We start from the raw sequence: 18,579 nt of genomic DNA, 5'->3' as shown, positions 1-18,579 counted from the left end.
ACGTGGACCAGCTCGACGCTCCCCGGCAGGGACGGAGGACGCCACCGGCACCTCGCGAGCCGCGGAGGCCCGTTCGGTGCCGGCGGCGTCCGGCCGGCCGGAGGGTCAGCCGCGGGCGGCGTTGGCCCGGCGCTTGTTGAAGATGTCGAAGGCGACAGCGAGCAGGAGCACCAGACCCTTGATGAAGGCCTGGAAGTCGGTGCTGATGCCCAGCAGGGACATGCCGTTGTTCAGCACACCCATGATCAGACCACCGGTGATCGCACCCACCACGGTGCCGATACCACCCGTGACGGCCGCGCCACCGATGAAGCTCGCCGCGATGGCGTCCAGCTCGAACAGGTTGCCCGCGCCCGGGCCGGCGGAGTTCAGACGACCGGTGAAGACCAGACCGGCCAGCGCCGCCAGCACGCCCATGTTGACGAACAGGTAGAAGTCGACCCGACGGGTCTTGATCCCCGACAGCTCCGCGGCGTGGCGGTTGCCACCGACGGCATAGACGTGGCGGCCGAAGACCGAGCGGTTCATCACCATCGTGTAGGTGATCACCAGGATGCCGAGCACCAGCAGCACCACCGGGGTGCCGCGCGAGCCGACCGCCACACCCAGCAGGTAGGTCACGTAGGCGATCATCAGGGCGATGAAGGCGGTCTTGGCCCAGAACCAGCCGGCCGGCTCGCTCTCGAGGTGCAGCCGCACCCGCTTGGCGCGACCCGTCACCTGCTGGATCACGAACGCGAGCAGGGTCACCACGCCGAGACCGACGGTGATCCACTCCGCCGGGGAGGACGAGGCCGGGAACAGGTCCGGGAAGAGGTAGCCGCCGCCGAGCTGGCGGTACTCGTCGGGGAACGGGGTGATCTGGGTGTTGCCCAGCACGATCTGGGTCAGACCGCGGAAGATCAGCATGCCGGCCAGGGTGACGATGAACGCGGGGATCCCGACGACCGCCACCCAGAAGCCCTGCCAGGCGCCCACCAGGGCCCCGATCACCAGGGAGAGGATCATCGCCAGCCACCACGGCCAGCCCCAGGACACCACCATCACGCCGGAGACGGCACCCACGAAGGCGGCCACCGACCCGACCGACAGGTCGATGTGACCGGCGATGATGATCTTCACCATGCCGATGGCCAGGATCAGGATGTAGCTGTTCTGGACGATGATGTTGCTGACGTTGCCGGCGGTGAGCAGCCGGCCCTGGGTGAGGGCCTGGAAGAGGATCACGATCACCAGCAGGGCGATGAAGATCCCGATCTGGCGGATCTGCCCGGTCAGGAAGCTGAGGGTGTCCCGGGAGGTCGGCCGCGGTGCGCGGGACTCAGTGATCGAGGACATGGTCGGGTTCCTTCTCCTTGGTCATGTACTGCATGAGGACTTCCGGGGTGGCCTGCTCGATCGGCACCTCAGCGGTGATGTGGCCCTCGGACAGGGTGTAGATGCGGTCGCAGATGCCGAGCAGCTCGGGCAGCTCCGAGGAGATCACCACGATCGCCTTCCCCTCGGCGGCGAGCGCGTTGATGATGGTGTAGATCTCGTACTTCGCCCCGACGTCGATGCCGCGGGTGGGCTCGTCGAGGATCAGGACCTCCGGGTCGGAGTACATCCACTTGCTCAGCACGACCTTCTGCTGGTTGCCACCGGAGAGCTTCCCGGTGATGGCCGCGACCGAGGGCGCCTTGATGTTCATCGAGCGGCGGTACCCCTCGGCGACGGTCTGCTCCTCCTCCCCGTCGACCCACCCGAACCGGGCCAGCTTGCGCAGCGAGGCGGAGGAGATGTTGCGCTTGATGTCCTCGATCAGGTTGAGCCCGTAGCGCTTGCGGTCCTCGGTGGCGTAGGCGATGCCGTGCTTGATCGCCTCCGAGACCGTCCGGACCTTCACCGGCCGACCGTGCATGGCCACCGTGCCGGAGATGCGCGAGCCGTAGGACTGCCCGAACACGCTCATCGCCAGCTCGGTGCGCCCGGCACCCATCAGCCCGGCGATGCCGACGACCTCGCCGGCCCGGACGTGCAGGTTCGCGGAGTGGATGACCACCCGGTCGCTCTCGGTGGGGTGGTGCACGGTCCAGTCGGAGATCCGCAGCACCTCCTCGCCCAGCTCGACGTCGCGGTCGGGGTAGCGGTGCTCGAGGTCGCGGCCGACCATGCCCTTGATGATCCGGTCCTCGGTGACCCCGGACGTCTGCAGCGTCTCGATCGTGCGGCCGTCGCGGATGATGGTGACCTCGTCGGCGATGGCTTTGATCTCGTTCAGCTTGTGGCTGATGATGATGCAGGTGATGCCCTCCGAGCGGAGGTTGCGGAGCAGGTCCAGCAGGTGCGCGGAGTCCTCGTCGTTCAGGGCCGCGGTCGGCTCGTCGAGGATCAGCAGCTTGACCTCCTTGGAGAGCGCCTTGGCGATCTCCACCAGCTGCTGCTTGCCGACGCCGATCTCGTTGACGCGGGTGGCCGGGTTGTCGTTCAGCCCCACGCGCTTCAGCAGCTGCGAGGCCTTGGCGTTGGTGACGTCCCAGTTGATCCAGCCGCCGCGGGACTGCTCGTTGCCGAGGAAGATGTTCTCCGCGATCGACAGGTACGGGCTCAGCGCCAGCTCCTGGTGGATGATCACGACGCCCGAGCGCTCGGAGTCGTTGATGTCGCGGAAGGCGACCTCAGCACCCTCGAAGACGATCCGTCCCTCGTAGCTGCCGTGCGGGTAGACCCCCGACAGCACCTTCATCAGGGTGGACTTGCCGGCCCCGTTCTCGCCGCAGATCGCGTGCACGCTGCCCCGCCGGACGTCGATGCTGACGTCGCTGAGCGCGCGCACACCGGGGAACGTCTTGGTGATCCCGATCATCTCGAGGACGGTGTCCTCGGTCACCACTGGTTGCTCCACTGCCTGCCCTCCTGCCTGTCTGTGGTGGTGGGTGACCACCGGCGCCCGGGACGGACCCGGGCGCCGGCGGAGGTCACTTCAGGTCGTCCTCGGTGTAGTAGCCGCTGTCGACCAGCAGCTCCTCGTAGTTGTCGACCGTGACGATGTCGGACTCGAGCAGGTAGGCCGGCACGACCTTGACCGTGTTGTCGTAGGTCTCGGTGTCGTTGACCTCGACCTCCTCGCCCTTCAGCACGGAGTCGACCATGGTGACGGCCTGGTCGCCCAGGGCCCGGGTGTCCTTGAAGATGGTGGAGTACTGCTCACCGGCGATGATCGACTTCACCGAGCCGACCTCGGCGTCCTGACCGGTGATCACCGGCAGGGCGTCGGCGGAGTAGCCGCCGCTGGTGAGGGCGGAGATGATGCCGATGGAGAGGCCGTCGTAGGGGGACAGCACGCCGTCCAGCTCGGTGTCGCCGATGACGGTGAGGATGTTCTCCATCCGCTCCTGGGCGGTCTCGGGCAGCCAGCGCAGGATCGCGGCCTGCTCGAAGGAGGTCTGGCCGCTGGGCACGGTGATCACGCCGGAGTCCATGTAGGGCTTGAGGGTGTCCATCGCGCCGTCCCAGAAGAAGTTGGCGTTGTTGTCGTCGGGCGAACCGGCGAACAGCTCGACGTTGAAGGGACCCTCCTCGCCGGTCTCCTCGCCGTTCTCGTCGAGGACGCCCAGCCCGGTCAGCAGCGAGGTGGCCTGCTGCACGCCGACCTCGTAGTTGTCGAAGGTCGTGTAGTAGTCGACGTTCTCGGTGCCGTTGATCAGACGGTCGTAGGCGATGACCGGGATGTTCTGGTCCTTGGCCTGCTGCAGCACGTCGGTCAGGGTGGTGCCGTCGATGGAGGCGATGACCAGGGCCCTGGCGCCGCTGGTGATCATGTTCTCGATCTGCTGCACCTGGGTCGGGATGTCGTCGTTGGCGTACTGCAGGTCGACGACGTAGCCGAGCTCCTCCAGCGAGGCCTTGACGTTGGCGCCGTCGGCGATCCAGCGCTCGGACTGCTGGGTCGGCATCGCGACGCCGACCCGGCTGCCCTCGACGGGCTCCGTGCCCGGCTCGGCGCCGCCGGTGCGGTTGCCGGAGCACCCGACCAGCGTCAGCACCATGATCACGCCGGCGGCGATGCCGGCGAGGATACGGTTGTTCTTCACGATCAGTCCTTTCGCGACTGTGGTGGTGGTACCCGACCCGCAACCCTGTGCAGGTCCTCCCCGGCACCGGGTGCCGGCAAGCTGTGGGAGGCCGCCGCGGTGCGTGCGGCCTCGGGGGCGTCGGGGCCGACGGCGAGGAGGGCCAGCGAGGGCACCAGCACCACACCGCCGACGTCGGGACGTCCGGTGTAGACCTCGGCGTGGCGGGCGGCCGCGGGTGCGCTGGCCCGGGTCAGACCCGGCAGGTCGGCGACCGGACGGGCGTCGAGGTCGCAGAGCAGCAGGGACTCCGGCCCGACCGGCGCACCGGCGGGGGAGGGGGTGATGACCAGCAGGTCGGCCCCCACCACCCGGGCGGAGACCGAGACGTCCCCCGCGCCGGTGAGGCCGCGGCGTCCGAGCTCGGTGTGCGCCGCCACGACCTCGTCGCGGGCGCGGGCGATGCGGACCTGGGTCTCGGGGGACACGCGGAGCACGGCGGGAGCAGGAGTGCTCCGCGCGGCAGCGGTGTCCTCTGGTGCCATGACGTCGTCGTCCTCTCCGAGGGCTGCTCCCCCGTGGGCAGCCCGGCGCGGCGGTCTTGTGACCGGTCACACGCGCCGTCGGACAGTTAACGGCGAAACGGTCACATCTGTCAACGAGAGGACGTCACGACTGCATAACGGGCGGTCGGCCCGTGCTGCGCCGCACCACCAGCTCCACCGGGACGGCCGGCTCCGGGGAGGGCGTCACGGACCCGCCGGTGGCCTCCTGGGAGGCCGGCCGGTCACCGTTGACGTCCTCCAGCTCGGCGAGCAGGACGCGGACGGCTCGGCGTCCCAGCTCGGTGAAGTCCTGCCGGACGGTGGTCAGCGCGGGGGCGTAGTGGGCCGCCTCCGGGACGTCGTCGAAGCCGATCACGCTGATGTCGCCCGGGACGTCCAGCCCGTTCTCCCGGCAGGCGTGCACGAACCCGAGGGCCATCTGGTCGTTGGCGGCGAAGACGGCGGTGAAGTCGCAGTAGCGCAGCAGCTCCATGCCGGCGTAGTAGCCGAAGTGGGCCGTCCAGTCGCCCAGGATCGGCGCGCGCACCCGCAGCTCGGCCTCGGTCACCTCCTGCAGGAAGCCCTGCATCCGGGCCTCGGCCTCGATCCAGTCCTGGGGGCCGGCCAGGTGCATGATTTCGGTGTGGCCCAGCTCGATCAGGTGCCGGGTGGCCATGCGCCCGCCCGCCACCTGGTCGGTGGAGACTCGGCGTCGCCCGGTGCCGGTGACCGGCTGCAGCGTCACCACCGGGATGGTCACCGGCAGCTGCTCGATGGCGGCGAAGACCCGGGCCTGCGGCGCGATCACGATCAGGGCCTCGATGGCCTGGCTGGTGAGGTGATCCACCGCGGAGCTGATCGCCGAGGCGTCTGCGGAGGAGGCGGTGGTCATGCTGAGCCGGTAGCCGGCCTCCCGGGCCGCGGCCTCGACGGCGTAGAGGCTGGTGGTCTGGCCGTAGTGGGTGGCGCTCTGCATCGAGAGCACGCCGATGGTGCGGGAGCGGCTGGTGACCAGGGCGCGCGCCGCGACGTTGGGTCGGTAGCCGACCTCCTCGATCACCGCGAGCACCTTCTCGCGGGTGCTCGGTCGGATGCTGGGGGAGTCGTTGAGCACCCGGGAGACCGTCTGGTAGGACACCCCGGCCAGCCGGGCGACGTCACGGATGTTGGGGGTGCGCCCCCGCTCCGGCGAGGCCCCGCCCTCGCCGCCGCGGATGTGTACGGTCACGCCCGCCAGTATGCCGCGCCCGTGTCGCGGGGATGTGACGAGTACGACAGAGACTAGTACGACGCGCAGTAGTAGATTGGGGGCATGGAAGCAGTCGACCTCGCCCGGTGGCAGTTCGCGATCACCACCGTGTACCACTTCTTCTTCGTGCCGCTGACGATCGGGCTGTCCGCCCTGGTCGCCGGCATGCAGACCGCCTGGGTGCGGACCGGGGCCGAGAGGTGGCTGCGGCTGACGCGCTTCTTCGGCAAGCTCTTCCTGATCAACTTCATCCTCGGCGTGGTCACCGGGATCGTGCAGGAGTTCCAGTTCGGGATGAACTGGAGCGAGTACTCCCGGTTCGTGGGCGACGTGTTCGGGGCGCCGCTGGCCCTGGAGGCGCTGCTGGCCTTCTTCCTGGAGTCCACCTTCCTGGGTCTGTGGATCTTCGGCTGGGACCGGCTGCCCCGCAAGCTGCACCTGATGTGCATCTGGCTGGCCTCGCTCGGCACCGTGTTCAGCGCCTACTTCATCCTGGCCGCCAACTCCTTCATGCAGAACCCGGTCGGCTTCCGGATCAACGAGGAGCGCGGTCGCGCCGAGCTGACCGACTTCGGCGCCGTGCTGGCCAACCCGGTGGCCGTGGTCACCTTCCCGCACCAGGTCTTCGCCTGCTTCATGGTCGCCGGTGCCTTCGTGGCCGCCGTCGCCGCCTGGCACCTCTTCCGCACCGCACCGGCTCCCGCCGCCGCGGTCGGCGACGAGCCGGACGCCGAGGTGCCGGGAGAGGAGCAGCGCGAGGCCCGGCGGACCTGGGTCTCGGCGCTGCGGCTCGGGGCGGTGACCCTGCTGGTGGCCGGCGTCGGGGTCGTCCTCACCGGCGACCTGCAGGGCAAGGTGATGTACGACGTCCAGCCGATGAAGATGGCCGCCGCCGAGGCGGCCTGGGAGACCCAGCAGCCCGCCGACTTCTCCGTGATCACCATCGGCACCCTGGACGGCCAGCACGAGGTGTGGTCGCTGACCGTCCCCTACGTGCTCAGCTTCCTGGCCACCGGCACCCTCGACGGCGAGGTGGTGGGCATCGACGAGCTGCAGGCGGCCTACGAGGCCACCTGGGGCCCGGGGACCTACTCACCCAACATCCCGCTGGCCTACTGGAGCTTCCGGCTGATGATGGGGCTGGGGTTCGCCTCGCTGGCCGCCGGCGCGCTGCTGCTCTGGGTCACCCGGCGCGGCCGCGTCCCGACCGGGCGGTGGACGCCGCTGCTGGTGGCGCTCCCGCTGCTGCCCCTGCTGGCCAACTCCTTCGGGTGGATCTTCACCGAGACGGGCCGTCAGCCCTGGCTGGTGTTCGGGCTGATGCCGACCAGCGCGGGCGTGTCCCCGTCCACGTCGGTGCTCGAGGTCGCCTTCTCGATGATCGCCTTCACCGCCGTCTACACCGTGCTCGCCCTGGTCGAGGTGCGGCTGATGCTCACCTGGATCCGCAAGGGCCTGGACGAGGCCCCGCCACCGCGCGTGCTCGCCGACGACGAGCCGCTCACCTTCGCCTACTGAGCTGGAGCTGATCATGGATCTCCCCGTCATCTGGTTCGGCCTGGTCGCCGTGCTCTGGGTCGGCTACCTCGTGCTGGAGGGGTTCGACTTCGGGGTGGGCATGCTGCTGCACACCCTCCCCAGGGACCGCCGGGAACGGCGCGTCATGATCAACACCGTCGGACCGGTCTTCGACGGCAACGAGGTCTGGCTGATCACGGCTGCCGGGGCGATGTTCGCCGCCTTCCCGGAGTGGTACGCCACCACGTTCTCCGCCTACTACCTGCCGCTGCTGCTGGTCCTGGTCGCCCTGATCGTGCGCAACGTCGGCTTCGAGTTCCGGCACAAGCGTCCCGACCTCGCCTGGCAGCGCCGCTGGGAGTGGGCGATCGCCGCCGGCTCGGTGGTCCCCGCGGTGGTGTGGGGCGTGCTGCTGGCCGGGCTGGTCGGCGGCATCCCGATCGACGCCGACGCGGTCTACGTCGGCGGGCTGGCCGAGCTGTTCACCCCCTACGCGCTGCTCGGCGGGCTGGTGACGAGCACGCTGTTCCTCACCCACGGCGCGCTGTTCACCGCGCTCAAGACGGTGGGGCCGCTGCGGCACCGGGCCCGTGCGCTGGCGCTGCGGCTCGGCGCCGTGGCCGGGACGTCGCTGACCGCGCTGGTGCTGTGGACGTCGATGGCCCACTCCGACACCGTGCTGACCCTGGTGACGGGGGGTCTCTCCGTGGCCGCGCTGTCCCTGGGTCTGCTGGCGGCCTGGCTGGGACGCGAGGGCTGGGCCTTCACCGGGACGTCGGTGGCCGTCGCCGCGCTGGTGGGGACCCTCTACGTCACGCTGTTCCCGAACGTGGTGGTGTCCTCGCTGGACCCGGCGTGGAACCTGACCATCGCCGACGCCTCCTCCACGCCGTACACGCTGACGATCATGACCGTGGTCTCGGTCGTCGCGCTGCCGGTGATCATCGGCTACCAGGCCTGGACGTACTGGGTGTTCCGCAAGCGGCTGGGGACCCACCACATGCCCGACGACGAGCTGGTCGCCGCCGGCCGGGGGGCCTGAGCCGTGGCCGGACCGGTCGACCCCCGGCTGCTGCGCCGCAGCCGCGACACCCGCGGCGCCATCGCTGCGCTGGTGGGGGTGGGCGTGCTGCAGGCTGGCACCGTCATCGTGCAGGCCTGGCTGCTGGCCCAGGTGGTGGCCGACCTGGTGGGCGGCGGCCCGCTGACCGACCACACCCGCGGGCTGGCCCTGCTCGGGCTCTCCTTCGTCGTGCGCGGCGCGCTGGCCGCCGTCCAGCAGTGGGCCGCGTCCCGGGCCTCGGCCCGGGTGAAGTCCCAGCTGCGGGCCGAGCTGGTCCGCGCCCGGCTGGACCGCCCCTTCGACACCTCGACCTCCGGCGGCGCCTTCAACACCCTGGTGACCCGCGGCGTGGACGCCCTGGACGGCTGGTTCGCCGGCTACCTGCCGCAGCTGGTGCTGGCGGTGGTGGTGCCGGTGATGGTGGGTCTGGCCATCGGATGGGCCGACCCGACCTCGCTGGTCGTGGTGGTGCTGACGCTGCCGCTGATCCCGGTGTTCATGGTGCTGGTCGGCCTGGTCACCCGCGACCGCCTGGACGCCGGCTGGCGTGCGCAGGCGCGGCTGGGCCACCACTTCGCCGACCTCGTGGCCGGTCTGCCCACGCTCCAGGTGCTGGGACGGGCCCGGGCGCAGGTGGAGGGGCTGCGCCGGGTGGAGGCCCGGCACGAGGCCGCCACCCTGCAGACGCTGCGGGTGGCCTTCCTCTCCGCCCTGGTGCTGGAGCTGCTGGCCACCCTCTCGGTGGCCCTGGTGGCGGTGGGCATCGGCCTGCGGGTGGTGGACGGTGAGATGCCGCTGGTGCTCGGGCTGATGGTCCTGGTGCTGGCGCCGGAGGTGTACCTCCCGCTCCGGCAGGTGGGCAGCCGCTACCACGACGCCGTGGACGGCATGGCCGCCGCGGAGCAGGCGTTCTCCCTCCTGGACGGCGACCCGGAGCAGGGTGCCCCCGAGGAGGTCGCCGGTTCCCGGCCGGCGTGGCCGGACGTGGCCGGCGCCGACCGGTTCGAGGTGCTGTCGGTGGAGGGGGTCTCGCTGGCACGCGGGGACCGCACCGTGGTCGAGGGCCTGGACCTCGTGCTGCGCCCCGGCGAGGTCGTCGCCGTGGCCGGACCCAGCGGGGTGGGCAAGTCCACCCTGATGACGGCCCTGCTGGGTCACCTGGCGCCGACGGCCGGACGGATCGCCCTGGACGGCGTCGACCTGACCGCGCTGGACCGGGACCGCTGGCGCCGGCTGGTGGCCTGGGTCGGCCAGGACGCCGACCTCTGGCCGTCCACCGTGGGGGAGAACGTGGCCATGGGAGCCCCCGGTGCCCCGGTCGGCCGGGTCCGCCGCGCCCTCGACCTGGCCGACGCCACCGACCTGCCCGTGGACGCCGTCGTCGCCCCCGACGGCACCGGCCTGTCCGCCGGCGAGCGCCGCCGCGTCGCCCTCGCCCGGGCGCTGCTGGCCATCGACTGCGGCGGCGCCCGCCTGCTCCTGCTCGACGAGCCCACCGCCGGTCTCGACGTCGACACCGAGGCCGGGGTCGTGCGCTCCCTCCGATCCCTCGGCGTCGCCGTCCTCGTCGTCTCCCACCGCATCCCCGTCCTCGCCGCCGCCGACCGCGTCCTCCACCTCACCCACCCCTCCACCCCCAGCACCACCGACAGCGCGGACACCCCGACCACGCCCCCGGTCCCCGGTACCGCCACCACCCCGGACGCCAACGCCGGAGCTCCCGTCCCCGACCCTGCCGCCACCCCGGACGCCGACGCCTACGCCGATGTGACCGTCCCGGACGCTCGCGCCAGCACCACGGTCGGCACTGCAGGTGCTGCCGCCACCCTGGGCACCGCGACCACCGTCCCGGCTGCACCCGCCACCTCCCGCTCCTCACTCACGCTCACCGATCCCGCCGCCACCACCCCCGACCGCGCGACAGCCCTCGCCACGAGCCCCGCCGACGGTGGCGGCGCCGACGGCGAGCCCCGCGTCACCACCGGCCCAGGCGCGTTCCAGCCCGTACCCGAAGGGGGTGCTCCAGGGACGGTGTCGGGGAGTGGCGGGCGTTGGGAGAACTCCTCCGAGGAACGAGGAGGAGGCTCGACCGGGCGGGACACCGTCCCTGGAGCACCCCCGGTACCGCACCTGCCCACGAAGCGACTGACCGCCGGAGCCACCGCGCTCGCCGTCGGTGCCGCCACCGCCGGAGTAGCGCTGATGGCGACCTCCGCGTGGCTTCTGGCGCGGGCCTCCGAGCAGCCCCCCGTCCTCTACCTGATGGTGGCCGTCACCGGCGTCCGGTTCTTCGGTCTCAGCCGCGGCGTGCTGCGCTACCTGGACCGGCTCGCCTCGCACCGCCTCGGCCTGCGCCACCAGGCGGCGGCCCGGCTCCGCAGCTACACCGGGCTGGCCGGCTCGGACCTGCTGGGCCGGCGTCTCGGTGACCTCGTCTCCCGGCTGGTGCTGGACACCGAGTCCGCGCAGGACCGCGTGGTCCGGGTCCGGCTCCCGCTGCTGGCCGCCTGGACGGTGGGTGGGCTGGCCGTGGTCGGGTTCGGGCTGCTGGTCCCGGCCGCCGGTGCGGTGCTGGCGGTGCACCTGCTGCTGGCGGGTCTGGTCTGGCCGGTGCTGGCGGCCCGGGTCTCGGCCCGCGACGACGCCCGGGTGGCCCGGTTGCGGGGGTGGCTGGCCGAGCAGGTGCTGCTGGTCCACCGCCACGCGGCGCTGCTGCACACCACCCGCCACGAGCGCGAGCCGCTGGCCGAGGTGCGGTCGCGGGACGCGGCCGTCCGCCGCACCGAGGAGCGGGCGGCCCGTGCGCGCGGGCTGGGCCAGCTGGCCGCCTTCGCCACCCTGGGCGTCACCGAGGTGGCCCTGCTGGTGGTCGGCGCCCGGGCGGTCGCGGCCGGTGAGCTGGCCCCGATCGTGCTCGCCGTGCTGGCCCTGACCCCGCTGGCCCTGCACGAGCTGCTGCTGCCGCTGTCGGACACGCTGCAGACCCGGATGCGGGTGCGTGCGGCCCTGGCCCGGGTGGACGAGGTGGCCGCCACGCCACCGCTGCGGGTGCCGGAGGTGCCGGCGCTGGGACGTCCGGGGCTGCGGCTGGAGCGGCTGCTGGTGGGTCGCGACCGTCCCCTGCTCGACCCGCTCGACCTGGACGTCGCCCCGGGCGCCCGGATCGTGGTGGTGGGTCCGAGCGGGGTGGGCAAGTCCACGCTAGTGGCGACGCTGCTGGGGCGGCTGGCACCGTTGGGCGGCGAGCTGGCCGTGGGTGGCCCGGTGGGCTGCCTCACCCAGGACGCCCACCTGTTCGACACCACCGTCGCGGAGAACGTCCGTCTCGGCCGTCCGGACGCCTCGGCGGAGGAGGTCCGGCAGGTGCTGGCGGCCGTCGGGCTGGACCTGGATCCCGCTCGGATGGTGGGGGAGCACGGGGCCCGGATCTCCGGCGGCGAGGCGCGCCGGGTGGCCCTGGCGCGGCTTTTGCTCGCCCGGCCCGCTACGGTGATCCTCGATGAGCCCACAGAACACCTGGACGCCGACACGGCCAGGGCTCTGCTGTGCGACGTCGACGCCATCTGGTCGCAGGCACCGGTCGTGGCGGTGAGTCACCAGCCCGAGGTCTTCCTCGAGGCCTGGGGGGACACCGTCCAGGTCGTGACCGCGGTCCCGGTGGGGTCGTCGTGGACGAGTGTCGGCACCTCCTAGGAGTAAGGAACCCCCATGAGCAAGAAGAACATCGTCGCCGCGGTGGCGCAGAGCACCGGCATGTCGCAGGGTGACGCCGACAAGGCCGTCTCCGCTGCCCTCGACGCCATCACCTCCGAGCTGGCCAAGGGCGAGAAGGTGTCCCTGCCCGGCTTCGGCACCTTCGAGGTGCGCGACCGCGCGGCCCGCACCGGCCGCAACCCGCAGACCGGCGAGGAGATCGAGATCGCCGCGACGAAGGTCCCCGCCTTCAAGGCCGGCACCCAGCTGAAGAAGACGATCGCCGGCTGACACCAGCCAGCAGAGCCGGGCAGCACGACGCCCGGCGCACCAGGGCCCGTCCGGAGCGATCTGGCCGGGTCCTCGTGCGTCCGACCGCGGGGCGTAGCGTGGAGGTGCTCACCGACGAGACCTGGAGGCGCACGTGACGACCACCACCGAGCCTGACACCGCGGCCATCCGCGAGGCCCTGCACGGCCCCGGGCTGACGGCCTGCAAGGGCGCGTTCGAGACGGCCTGGGCCGACGAGCTGCGCGAGGACGTCGAGCGCGAGTTCGCCTCGGCCCGTCAGCGGGAGGGCGGCGCGGTCGGCCGCGGCCCGAAGCGCTGGTACGTCGAGTGCCACCCGGAGGCGCTGCGCGGGTTCGCCGACATCGCCTCGCACCCGTGGTTCACCTCGGTCTGCGAGACGGTCCTGGGTCCGGACTACCAGATCATCGAGGTGGGTTTCGACATCCCCTTCGAGGGCGCGATGAACCAGCCCTGGCACCGCGACTTCCCCAGCCCGCCGGAGACCCACGTCGAGGGCCGGCTCACGTCCCTGGCGTTCAACCTGACCTGCGTCGACACCGAGCCCGACATGGGCCCGTTCGAGATCGCGCCCGGTACGCAGTTCCTGTCCGGCGCGGACTGGAAGCACCAGATGTTCCCCGACAAGTCCGAGTGGCCGACCTTCGAGGCGGTGGCCGAGCGCCGCTACCCGATGCGTGGCGACATCTCCGCCCGCTCCGCGCTGACCGTCCACCGGGGCACCCGCAACGACTCCGCGAGGTCCCGCCCGGTCGTGGTGATCGGGGTGGACGCCCCCGGCGCCGGCAACGACGCCCACCACGAGCCCCAGGTCACCCGGGCCTACTGGGAGTCCCTGCCCGACGTCGTCCGGGCCCACCTGTCCTGCCCGGTGGTCGACGAGCTGACCCCGATCGTGCAGAAGCACCAGATCGAGGGCCTGGTGATGGGCGAGGCCTGAGGGTCGCTCCCGACGCCGCCCGCGGGCCGGCGCAACCAGAGGCTCGACGACGCACGGCAGGACCGAGGTCGTCGGGTCCGCGGTGCCTGCTGGTGTGCTCCCGTGCTGACCTGCGGTGGTCCCTCGGTGCCCGCTTCCCCGTGACCAGCTGACTCCGGGACCAGGTGACCACCGCCCGGGTCGTCGCTCCGGGCGCGGCGACGAGCCGCCCCCACCAGGAGGGGCCAGCTGGGTGGTGCCCCGTCCCTCTCGACCGTCGGTCGGCCCAGGGCGTCCTGGCCGGCCCCACCCCCGCCATGACGCGCCTCCGGGAGACCTCCGCCTCCCGGGGACGGCGCTGACGACCGCGCCCGGCCCATCCGGGCGCTGCGGTCGTCCTACGCGTGGTGGACCGGTCGGCTCCTGCCCCCGCGTGCCGCCCCGGTGTTCCGGTGGTGTTACGCCTCGTCCAAAGGCTGTGCAGGCGCCCTCGGACCTGTCTATGCTCGCAGAGGTAAGAGGTCCTACCACTGGAGCCCACATGCAGAAGCCCGCAGCCCGTTACCAGGGCTACCACTCGTTCGACTACCTGGAGCCGCACGTCGACTACCGCGTCTTCGACCTGGCTCAGGAGCTGGGCCGGGTCCCCGCCCACTCCCTCGGTCTGGACGAGGAGCAGGAGGCGCGGGTCGCCCGCATCCTGCGCGAGGAGCACGCGATCTCCCTGCACGAGCACCCGAAGATCCTGACCGCCGACCCGCACCAGCTGCGCGACTACAACTCCACCGGTCGCAACGCCATGGGGTTCGAGGGGCTGGCCCGCTCGGGCATGTCGGCCTTCTTCGACAACTTCATGAACGGCACCAACTGCGTCACCAGCGAGAACGGCTGGAAGTGGGACGACACGATCTTCGACCTCGGGCTGCGCTTCGCCGACGTGGCCCAGCAGGACCACGTCGTGCTGGCCCGCACCGTGGCCGACCTCGAGGCGGCCAAGGCCGACGGGCGCATCGCGCTGGTGGCCGGGCTGGAGGCGGCGACGTCGATCGAGAACGAGCTGGACCGTCTCGACATCCTGTACGGGCTCGGGGTGCGGCAGATCGGTGTCGCCTACTCGATGGCCAACCAGCTGGGCTCGGGGCTGTCGGAGCCGGTCGACGGCGGGCTGACCCGCTTCGGGCACCGCGCGGTGGACCGCATGAACAAGCTGGGGATGGCGATCGACATCTCCCACTCCTCCGACCGGACCTGCCTCGACGTCATCGCGGCCTCCTCGGTGCCGGTGTTCATCACCCACGCCGGGGCCCGCGCCGTCTGGCCCACCAACCGGATGAAGCCCGACGAGGTGATCATCGCCTGCGCCGAGCGGGGCGGGGTGATCGGCATCGAGGCGGCCCCCCACACCACGCTGTCGGAGGAGCACCCCGAGCACTCGATCGAGTCGGTGATGGACCACTTCGAGTACTGCGTGGACCTGGTCGGCATCGACCACGTGGCCTTCGGTCCCGACACCAACTTCGGTGACCACGTCGGGCTGCACGACTCCTTCTCCGGGCACCTCACCATCAGCCACGCCCACGGCCACGTGGCCCACCCCCGCGTCTCCCACGTGGCGGGGATGGAGAACCCGGCCGAGAACTTCACCAACATCGTCGGCTGGCTGGTCAAGCACGGCTACTCCGACGAGCACATCCGCAAGGCGATCGGCACGAACATCCTTCGAGTCCTGAAAGAAGTGTGGTGACCACCATGACCCGCAACACGTCCTCCCTGGCGGTGGCGACGTTCCTCGCCGCCGCGCTGGCCCTCACCGGCTGCTCGCTCAACGAGGGGCAGGGTGACCCCGCCGCCGAGGGGCAGCAGACCCTCCGCATCGGCACCACCACCGAGGTCGCCAACTACAACCCGCTGCAGTCGCTGTCCAAGACCGACAACTGGGTGCTCAACGCGATGTACCCGCACCTGCTGCGCATCGACGAGAACGCCGAGAAGGTCCCCGAGCTGGCCGAGGGCTACCGCTACGAGGACGACGGGCGCACCGTGATCTTCGACCTGCGCGACGACTTCACCTGGAGCGACGGGGAGCCCGTCACCGCCGCCGATGTCAAGTTCTCCGCCGAGGCGATCATGGAGTACAAACTCGGCAACGTCGCGGCCAAGCTCACCTGGGTGGAGTCGATCGAGGCCCCCGACGACACCACGGTCGTGTTCAACCTGAGCCAGGCCTACGCCCCCTTCGCCGAGGGCGTCGGCTTCTGGATGTCCGTCGTCCCCGAGCACGTCTTCGCCGAGGCCGGCGACCTCAGCACCTTCGCCAACGACTCCGACTGGGTCGGCGCCGGCGCCTACGTGCTGGAGTCGGTGACCCCGGGCCAGCGCTACACGATGGCCGCGAACGAGAACTACCCCTACGCCCCCGAGGGCGGCCCGGCGGTGGACGTCGTCGAGTACGTCGTCTACCCCGACATCAACACGATGCTGCTGGCGCTGCGCAACGGCGACATCGACCTGATGGGCAACCCGGTGCCGGCCTCCGCCGCGGCCACGCTCGAGGGCGAGGCCGACATCACCATGCAGAGCGTGGACTCCCTCGGGTTCGCCCACCTCACCTACAACGTGCAGAAGGGCGCGCTGGCCGAGAAGGAGGTCCGGCAGGCGCTGTCCATGGTCGTCGACACCGACTCCATCATCGCCACGATCATGCAGGGCGACGCCCAGCCGATGGTCGGACCCATCTCGCCCATCTTCGGCGAGTTCGACAACCCCGACCTGGAGCGCTACCCGTTCGACCCGGCCGGCGCGCGCCAGCTCCTCGAGTCCGCCGGCTACTCCGACGGCGACGGGGACGGGATGCTCGACGACCTCTCCTTCGAGATGGTGTGCGACCAGTCCAACGCCAACCTGACCCGGGTGGGTGAGGTGGTCCGCGAGGACGCCGCCGAGGCGGGGATCGCCATCGAGCTGGCCTGCCTGGAGCGCAACACCTTCCTGGCCCGGACCAAGAACGGCGAGTACGACATCGACCTCTCGCAGTGGGGTGTCTTCGACAACCCGATGGACCAGCTGCGCAGCACCTACCTGTCGTCCAACCCCGGTGGCATCAACTACAACCTGGTCGAGGACCCGACCCTGGACGAGATGGTGGACGACGCCGCCTCCACCGTGGACGAGGCCGAGTTCGTCACCAGGATCCAGGACATCGACGCCTACGTCCACGACCAGGCCCTGCTCACCCCGCTCTACGTCGAGGAGTTCCGCTTCGCCTACCGCTCGGACCGCTGGACCGGTTTCCAGCCCTCACCGAGCGACCTGCTGGGCATGGTCACCGGCTACTCGCTGTCCCAGGTGACCCCGGTCTCCTGACCGGGACGACGACGAGGAGGGAGGAGGTCTGAGATGGTCGGCTACGTCCTGAAGAAGGTGCTGCGCGCACTGGTCACCGTGTGGATCGCGGTCACGATCACGTTCTTCCTGCTGCGGCTGCTGCCGGCGGACCCCACCCTCCTCGTCGTCGAGGGGGACATGACGCCGGAGATGCAGCAGGCGCTGCGCGAGCAGTACGGCCTGGACAAGCCGCTGGGGGTGCAGTACCTGCTCTACCTGGGCCAGCTGGTCACCGGCAACCTCGGGGTGTCCTTCCGACAGCTCGCACCGGTCGGCGACATCCTGCTGACGCGGCTGCCCTGGACGCTGCTGCTGGCGGGGTCGGCCTTCGTGCTGACCGTGCTGGTCGGCATCCCGCTCGGCGTGTACGCCGCGGTGGGCCGGGGCAAGCTGGTGGACCGCCTGGTGCAGCTGCTGGGGATCACCAGCAACGCCCTCTTCGTCCCCAGCATCGCCATCCTGGCGCTGGTGGTCTTCGGGTCCATGCTGCAGCTCTTCCCGATCGGCGGGGCCATCGACCCCGACACCCGGGGGCTGGCCGCCTACCTCAGCCTGGCCCACCACCTGGCGCTGCCGCTGCTCTCGCTGGTGGTCGTGCAGGTCGGTCCCTACGCCCTCACTCTGCGCACCAACATGCTGGAGGTGCTCGGGGAGGACTACATCAAGAGCGCCCGGTCCCGGGGCCTGACGCCGCGGCGGACGGTCTGGCGCCACGCCCTGCGCAACGCGATCCTCCCGGCCCTGACCCTGATGGGGCTGCAGCTGGGCACCCTCATCGGGGGTGCGGTGCTGACCGAGACGATCTTCGCCTACCCCGGGGTGGGCCGGCTGATCTACGAGTCGGTGCAGCAGCTGGACTACCCCATGCTCCAGGGCGCGTTCGTGCTCCTGGCCCTCACGGTGGTGCTGGCCAACCTGGCCACCGACCTGATCGCCATGCTCCTCAACCCCAGGATCCGCACATGAGCGCCCCCGCCACCCCGGTCCTGCTCGAGGCCACGACCGCCGCCGGTCCCGGCCCGGGTCGACGGCGCCAGGGGTTCTTCTCCGCCCCCTCCGGCTGGCTCTCCGTGGCCGTGCTCGCCGTCTTCGTCCTCACCGCCGTGCTCGGTCCGGTGCTCATCGAGCGGCCCGGCGGACTGGGCACCGACATCCTGCAGCCGCCCTCGACCCGGCACTGGTTCGGCACCGACGACCTCGGCCAGGACGTCTTCGGCCAGGTGGTGTGGGGCACCCGGGTCAGCCTGGTCGTCGGGTCCGTCGCGTCCCTGATCGCGATCGTGATCGGCACCGGGCTCGGGCTCCTGGGCGCCTACGTCCGTGCGCTGGACCCGTTTGTCACCACGCTGACCGACGTGATGCTGTCGCTGCCGCTGCTGCCACTCATGATCCTGGTCACCGCCCTGGCCGGTCCGAGCGTCACCACCCTCACCGTCGTGATCGGGGTCCTGTCCTGGGCCGAGGTCGCCCGGCTGATCCGCTCCAACGCCCTGGTCGTCTCCTCGATGCCCTACATCGACGGGGCCAAGGTGCTCGGCGCGGGGCCGGTGCGGATCATCGCCACCGAGGTGCTCCCGGCGGTCGTGCCGCTGATCGTGGTCAGCGTGCTGCTGCAGGCCGCCCGCGCGGTCATCTCCGAGGCCGGGTTGAGCTTCCTGGGCATGGGCGACCCCTCGTCGTGGTCCTGGGGACGGATCCTGCTCAACGCCCAGCGCTCCGGGGTGATCGCCACCGCCTGGTGGCAGACCCTGTTCCCCTCGCTGGCCATCCTCCTGCTGGTCCTCGCCGCCACCGTGGCCGGGATCCGCTACAACGACTCGCGCGACCCGCGCACCAAGGGGGTCTGA

The 18,579-nt window shown here is 71.2% G+C and carries 14 protein-coding genes; 9 read left to right on the top strand and 5 right to left on the bottom strand.

Going from position 1 to position 18,579, the window contains the following annotated elements; all coding sequences use genetic code 11:
* Nucleotides 1–105: 105 nt before the first annotated feature.
* The 5 genes from mmsB to BLT52_RS03710 form a co-directional block, all read right to left on the bottom strand.
* Nucleotides 106–1,338, bottom strand: a complete 1,233-nt coding sequence (gene mmsB, locus BLT52_RS03730) for a multiple monosaccharide ABC transporter permease (RefSeq protein ID WP_090590766.1) — start codon at nucleotides 1,336–1,338, stop codon at nucleotides 106–108.
* On the bottom strand, nucleotides 1,322–2,884 hold the full coding sequence (gene mmsA, locus BLT52_RS03725; protein ID WP_269457584.1) for a multiple monosaccharide ABC transporter ATP-binding protein: 1,563 nt from the start codon (nucleotides 2,882–2,884) through the stop codon (nucleotides 1,322–1,324). The genes mmsB and mmsA overlap by 17 nt, the downstream gene beginning before the upstream one ends.
* 73 nt (nucleotides 2,885–2,957) lie before the next feature.
* Nucleotides 2,958–4,073 carry a multiple monosaccharide ABC transporter substrate-binding protein gene (chvE, locus tag BLT52_RS03720; protein WP_269457583.1) on the bottom strand — a complete coding sequence of 372 codons (1,116 nt, stop codon included), beginning with the start codon at nucleotides 4,071–4,073 and terminating at the stop codon, nucleotides 2,958–2,960.
* A gap of 2 nt (nucleotides 4,074–4,075) precedes the next feature.
* Entirely contained in the window at nucleotides 4,076–4,597 is a 522-nt protein-coding gene (locus tag BLT52_RS03715) for a class II aldolase/adducin family protein (RefSeq protein WP_090590764.1), read from the bottom strand.
* Nucleotides 4,598–4,721: 124 nt separating this feature from the next.
* The gene (locus tag BLT52_RS03710; protein WP_197679180.1) at nucleotides 4,722–5,825 is read right to left on the bottom strand and encodes a LacI family DNA-binding transcriptional regulator; all 1,104 of its coding nucleotides are present in this window, start codon (nucleotides 5,823–5,825) and stop codon (nucleotides 4,722–4,724) included.
* Nucleotides 5,826–5,909: 84 nt separating this feature from the next.
* Here BLT52_RS03710 and BLT52_RS03705 point away from each other — a divergent pair, with 84 nt between their 5' ends.
* The 9 genes from BLT52_RS03705 to BLT52_RS03665 all read left to right on the top strand — a co-directional run bounded on the left by BLT52_RS03705 (nucleotide 5,910) and on the right by BLT52_RS03665 (nucleotide 18,579).
* Entirely contained in the window at nucleotides 5,910–7,364 is a 1,455-nt protein-coding gene (locus tag BLT52_RS03705) for a cytochrome ubiquinol oxidase subunit I (protein WP_090590761.1), read from the top strand.
* A gap of 13 nt (nucleotides 7,365–7,377) precedes the next feature.
* Nucleotides 7,378–8,406, top strand: coding sequence for a cytochrome d ubiquinol oxidase subunit II (cydB, locus tag BLT52_RS03700; RefSeq protein WP_090590758.1), 1,029 nt, complete (start codon nucleotides 7,378–7,380; stop codon nucleotides 8,404–8,406).
* A gap of 3 nt (nucleotides 8,407–8,409) precedes the next feature.
* Entirely contained in the window at nucleotides 8,410–12,120 is a 3,711-nt protein-coding gene (gene cydD, locus BLT52_RS21820; RefSeq protein ID WP_090590756.1) for a thiol reductant ABC exporter subunit CydD, read from the top strand.
* Between the two features lie 15 nt (nucleotides 12,121–12,135).
* Nucleotides 12,136–12,411 (top strand): HU family DNA-binding protein, encoded by a 276-nt coding sequence (locus tag BLT52_RS03690; RefSeq protein ID WP_090590753.1) that lies wholly within the window; start codon nucleotides 12,136–12,138, stop codon nucleotides 12,409–12,411.
* A 133-nt stretch (nucleotides 12,412–12,544) separates the two neighbouring features.
* Nucleotides 12,545–13,369, top strand: a complete 825-nt coding sequence (locus tag BLT52_RS03685; protein WP_231946489.1) for a phytanoyl-CoA dioxygenase family protein — start codon at nucleotides 12,545–12,547, stop codon at nucleotides 13,367–13,369.
* Between the two features lie 520 nt (nucleotides 13,370–13,889).
* Nucleotides 13,890–15,092 (top strand): dipeptidase, encoded by a 1,203-nt coding sequence (locus tag BLT52_RS03680; protein ID WP_090590750.1) that lies wholly within the window; start codon nucleotides 13,890–13,892, stop codon nucleotides 15,090–15,092.
* Between the two features lie 5 nt (nucleotides 15,093–15,097).
* Nucleotides 15,098–16,711: an ABC transporter substrate-binding protein gene (locus BLT52_RS03675; protein ID WP_090596261.1), complete on the top strand. Its 1,614-nt coding sequence runs from the start codon at nucleotides 15,098–15,100 to the stop codon at nucleotides 16,709–16,711.
* Nucleotides 16,712–16,744: 33 nt separating this feature from the next.
* A complete protein-coding gene (locus tag BLT52_RS03670; RefSeq protein ID WP_090590747.1) occupies nucleotides 16,745–17,698 on the top strand; it encodes an ABC transporter permease in 954 nt (317 codons plus the stop codon).
* The gene (locus BLT52_RS03665; RefSeq protein ID WP_090590746.1) at nucleotides 17,695–18,579 is read left to right on the top strand and encodes an ABC transporter permease; all 885 of its coding nucleotides are present in this window, start codon (nucleotides 17,695–17,697) and stop codon (nucleotides 18,577–18,579) included. The genes BLT52_RS03670 and BLT52_RS03665 overlap by 4 nt, the downstream gene beginning before the upstream one ends.

Source organism: Auraticoccus monumenti, assembly GCF_900101785.1.
Taxonomy (GTDB): Bacteria; Actinomycetota; Actinomycetes; order Propionibacteriales; family Propionibacteriaceae; genus Auraticoccus; species Auraticoccus monumenti.
The sequence above is the reverse complement of the archived record's forward strand: the minus strand, read 5'-3'. Positions and strand labels throughout refer to the sequence as shown.

What these genes read in the sequence shown, in the direction of transcription:
- mmsB (WP_090590766.1), bottom strand. Translation starts at nt 1,338, where the DNA reads ATGTCCTCGATCACTGAGTCCCGCGCACCGCGGCCGACCTCCCGGGAC.
- BLT52_RS03715 (WP_090590764.1), bottom strand. Translation starts at nt 4,597, where the DNA reads ATGGCACCAGAGGACACCGCTGCCGCGCGGAGCACTCCTGCTCCCGCC.
- BLT52_RS03705 (WP_090590761.1), top strand. Translation starts at nt 5,910, where the DNA reads ATGGAAGCAGTCGACCTCGCCCGGTGGCAGTTCGCGATCACCACCGTG.
- cydB (WP_090590758.1), top strand. Translation starts at nt 7,378, where the DNA reads ATGGATCTCCCCGTCATCTGGTTCGGCCTGGTCGCCGTGCTCTGGGTC.
- BLT52_RS03690 (WP_090590753.1), top strand. Translation starts at nt 12,136, where the DNA reads ATGAGCAAGAAGAACATCGTCGCCGCGGTGGCGCAGAGCACCGGCATG.
- BLT52_RS03680 (WP_090590750.1), top strand. Translation starts at nt 13,890, where the DNA reads ATGCAGAAGCCCGCAGCCCGTTACCAGGGCTACCACTCGTTCGACTAC.
- BLT52_RS03675 (WP_090596261.1), top strand. Translation starts at nt 15,098, where the DNA reads ATGACCCGCAACACGTCCTCCCTGGCGGTGGCGACGTTCCTCGCCGCC.
- BLT52_RS03670 (WP_090590747.1), top strand. Translation starts at nt 16,745, where the DNA reads ATGGTCGGCTACGTCCTGAAGAAGGTGCTGCGCGCACTGGTCACCGTG.
- BLT52_RS03665 (WP_090590746.1), top strand. Translation starts at nt 17,695, where the DNA reads ATGAGCGCCCCCGCCACCCCGGTCCTGCTCGAGGCCACGACCGCCGCC.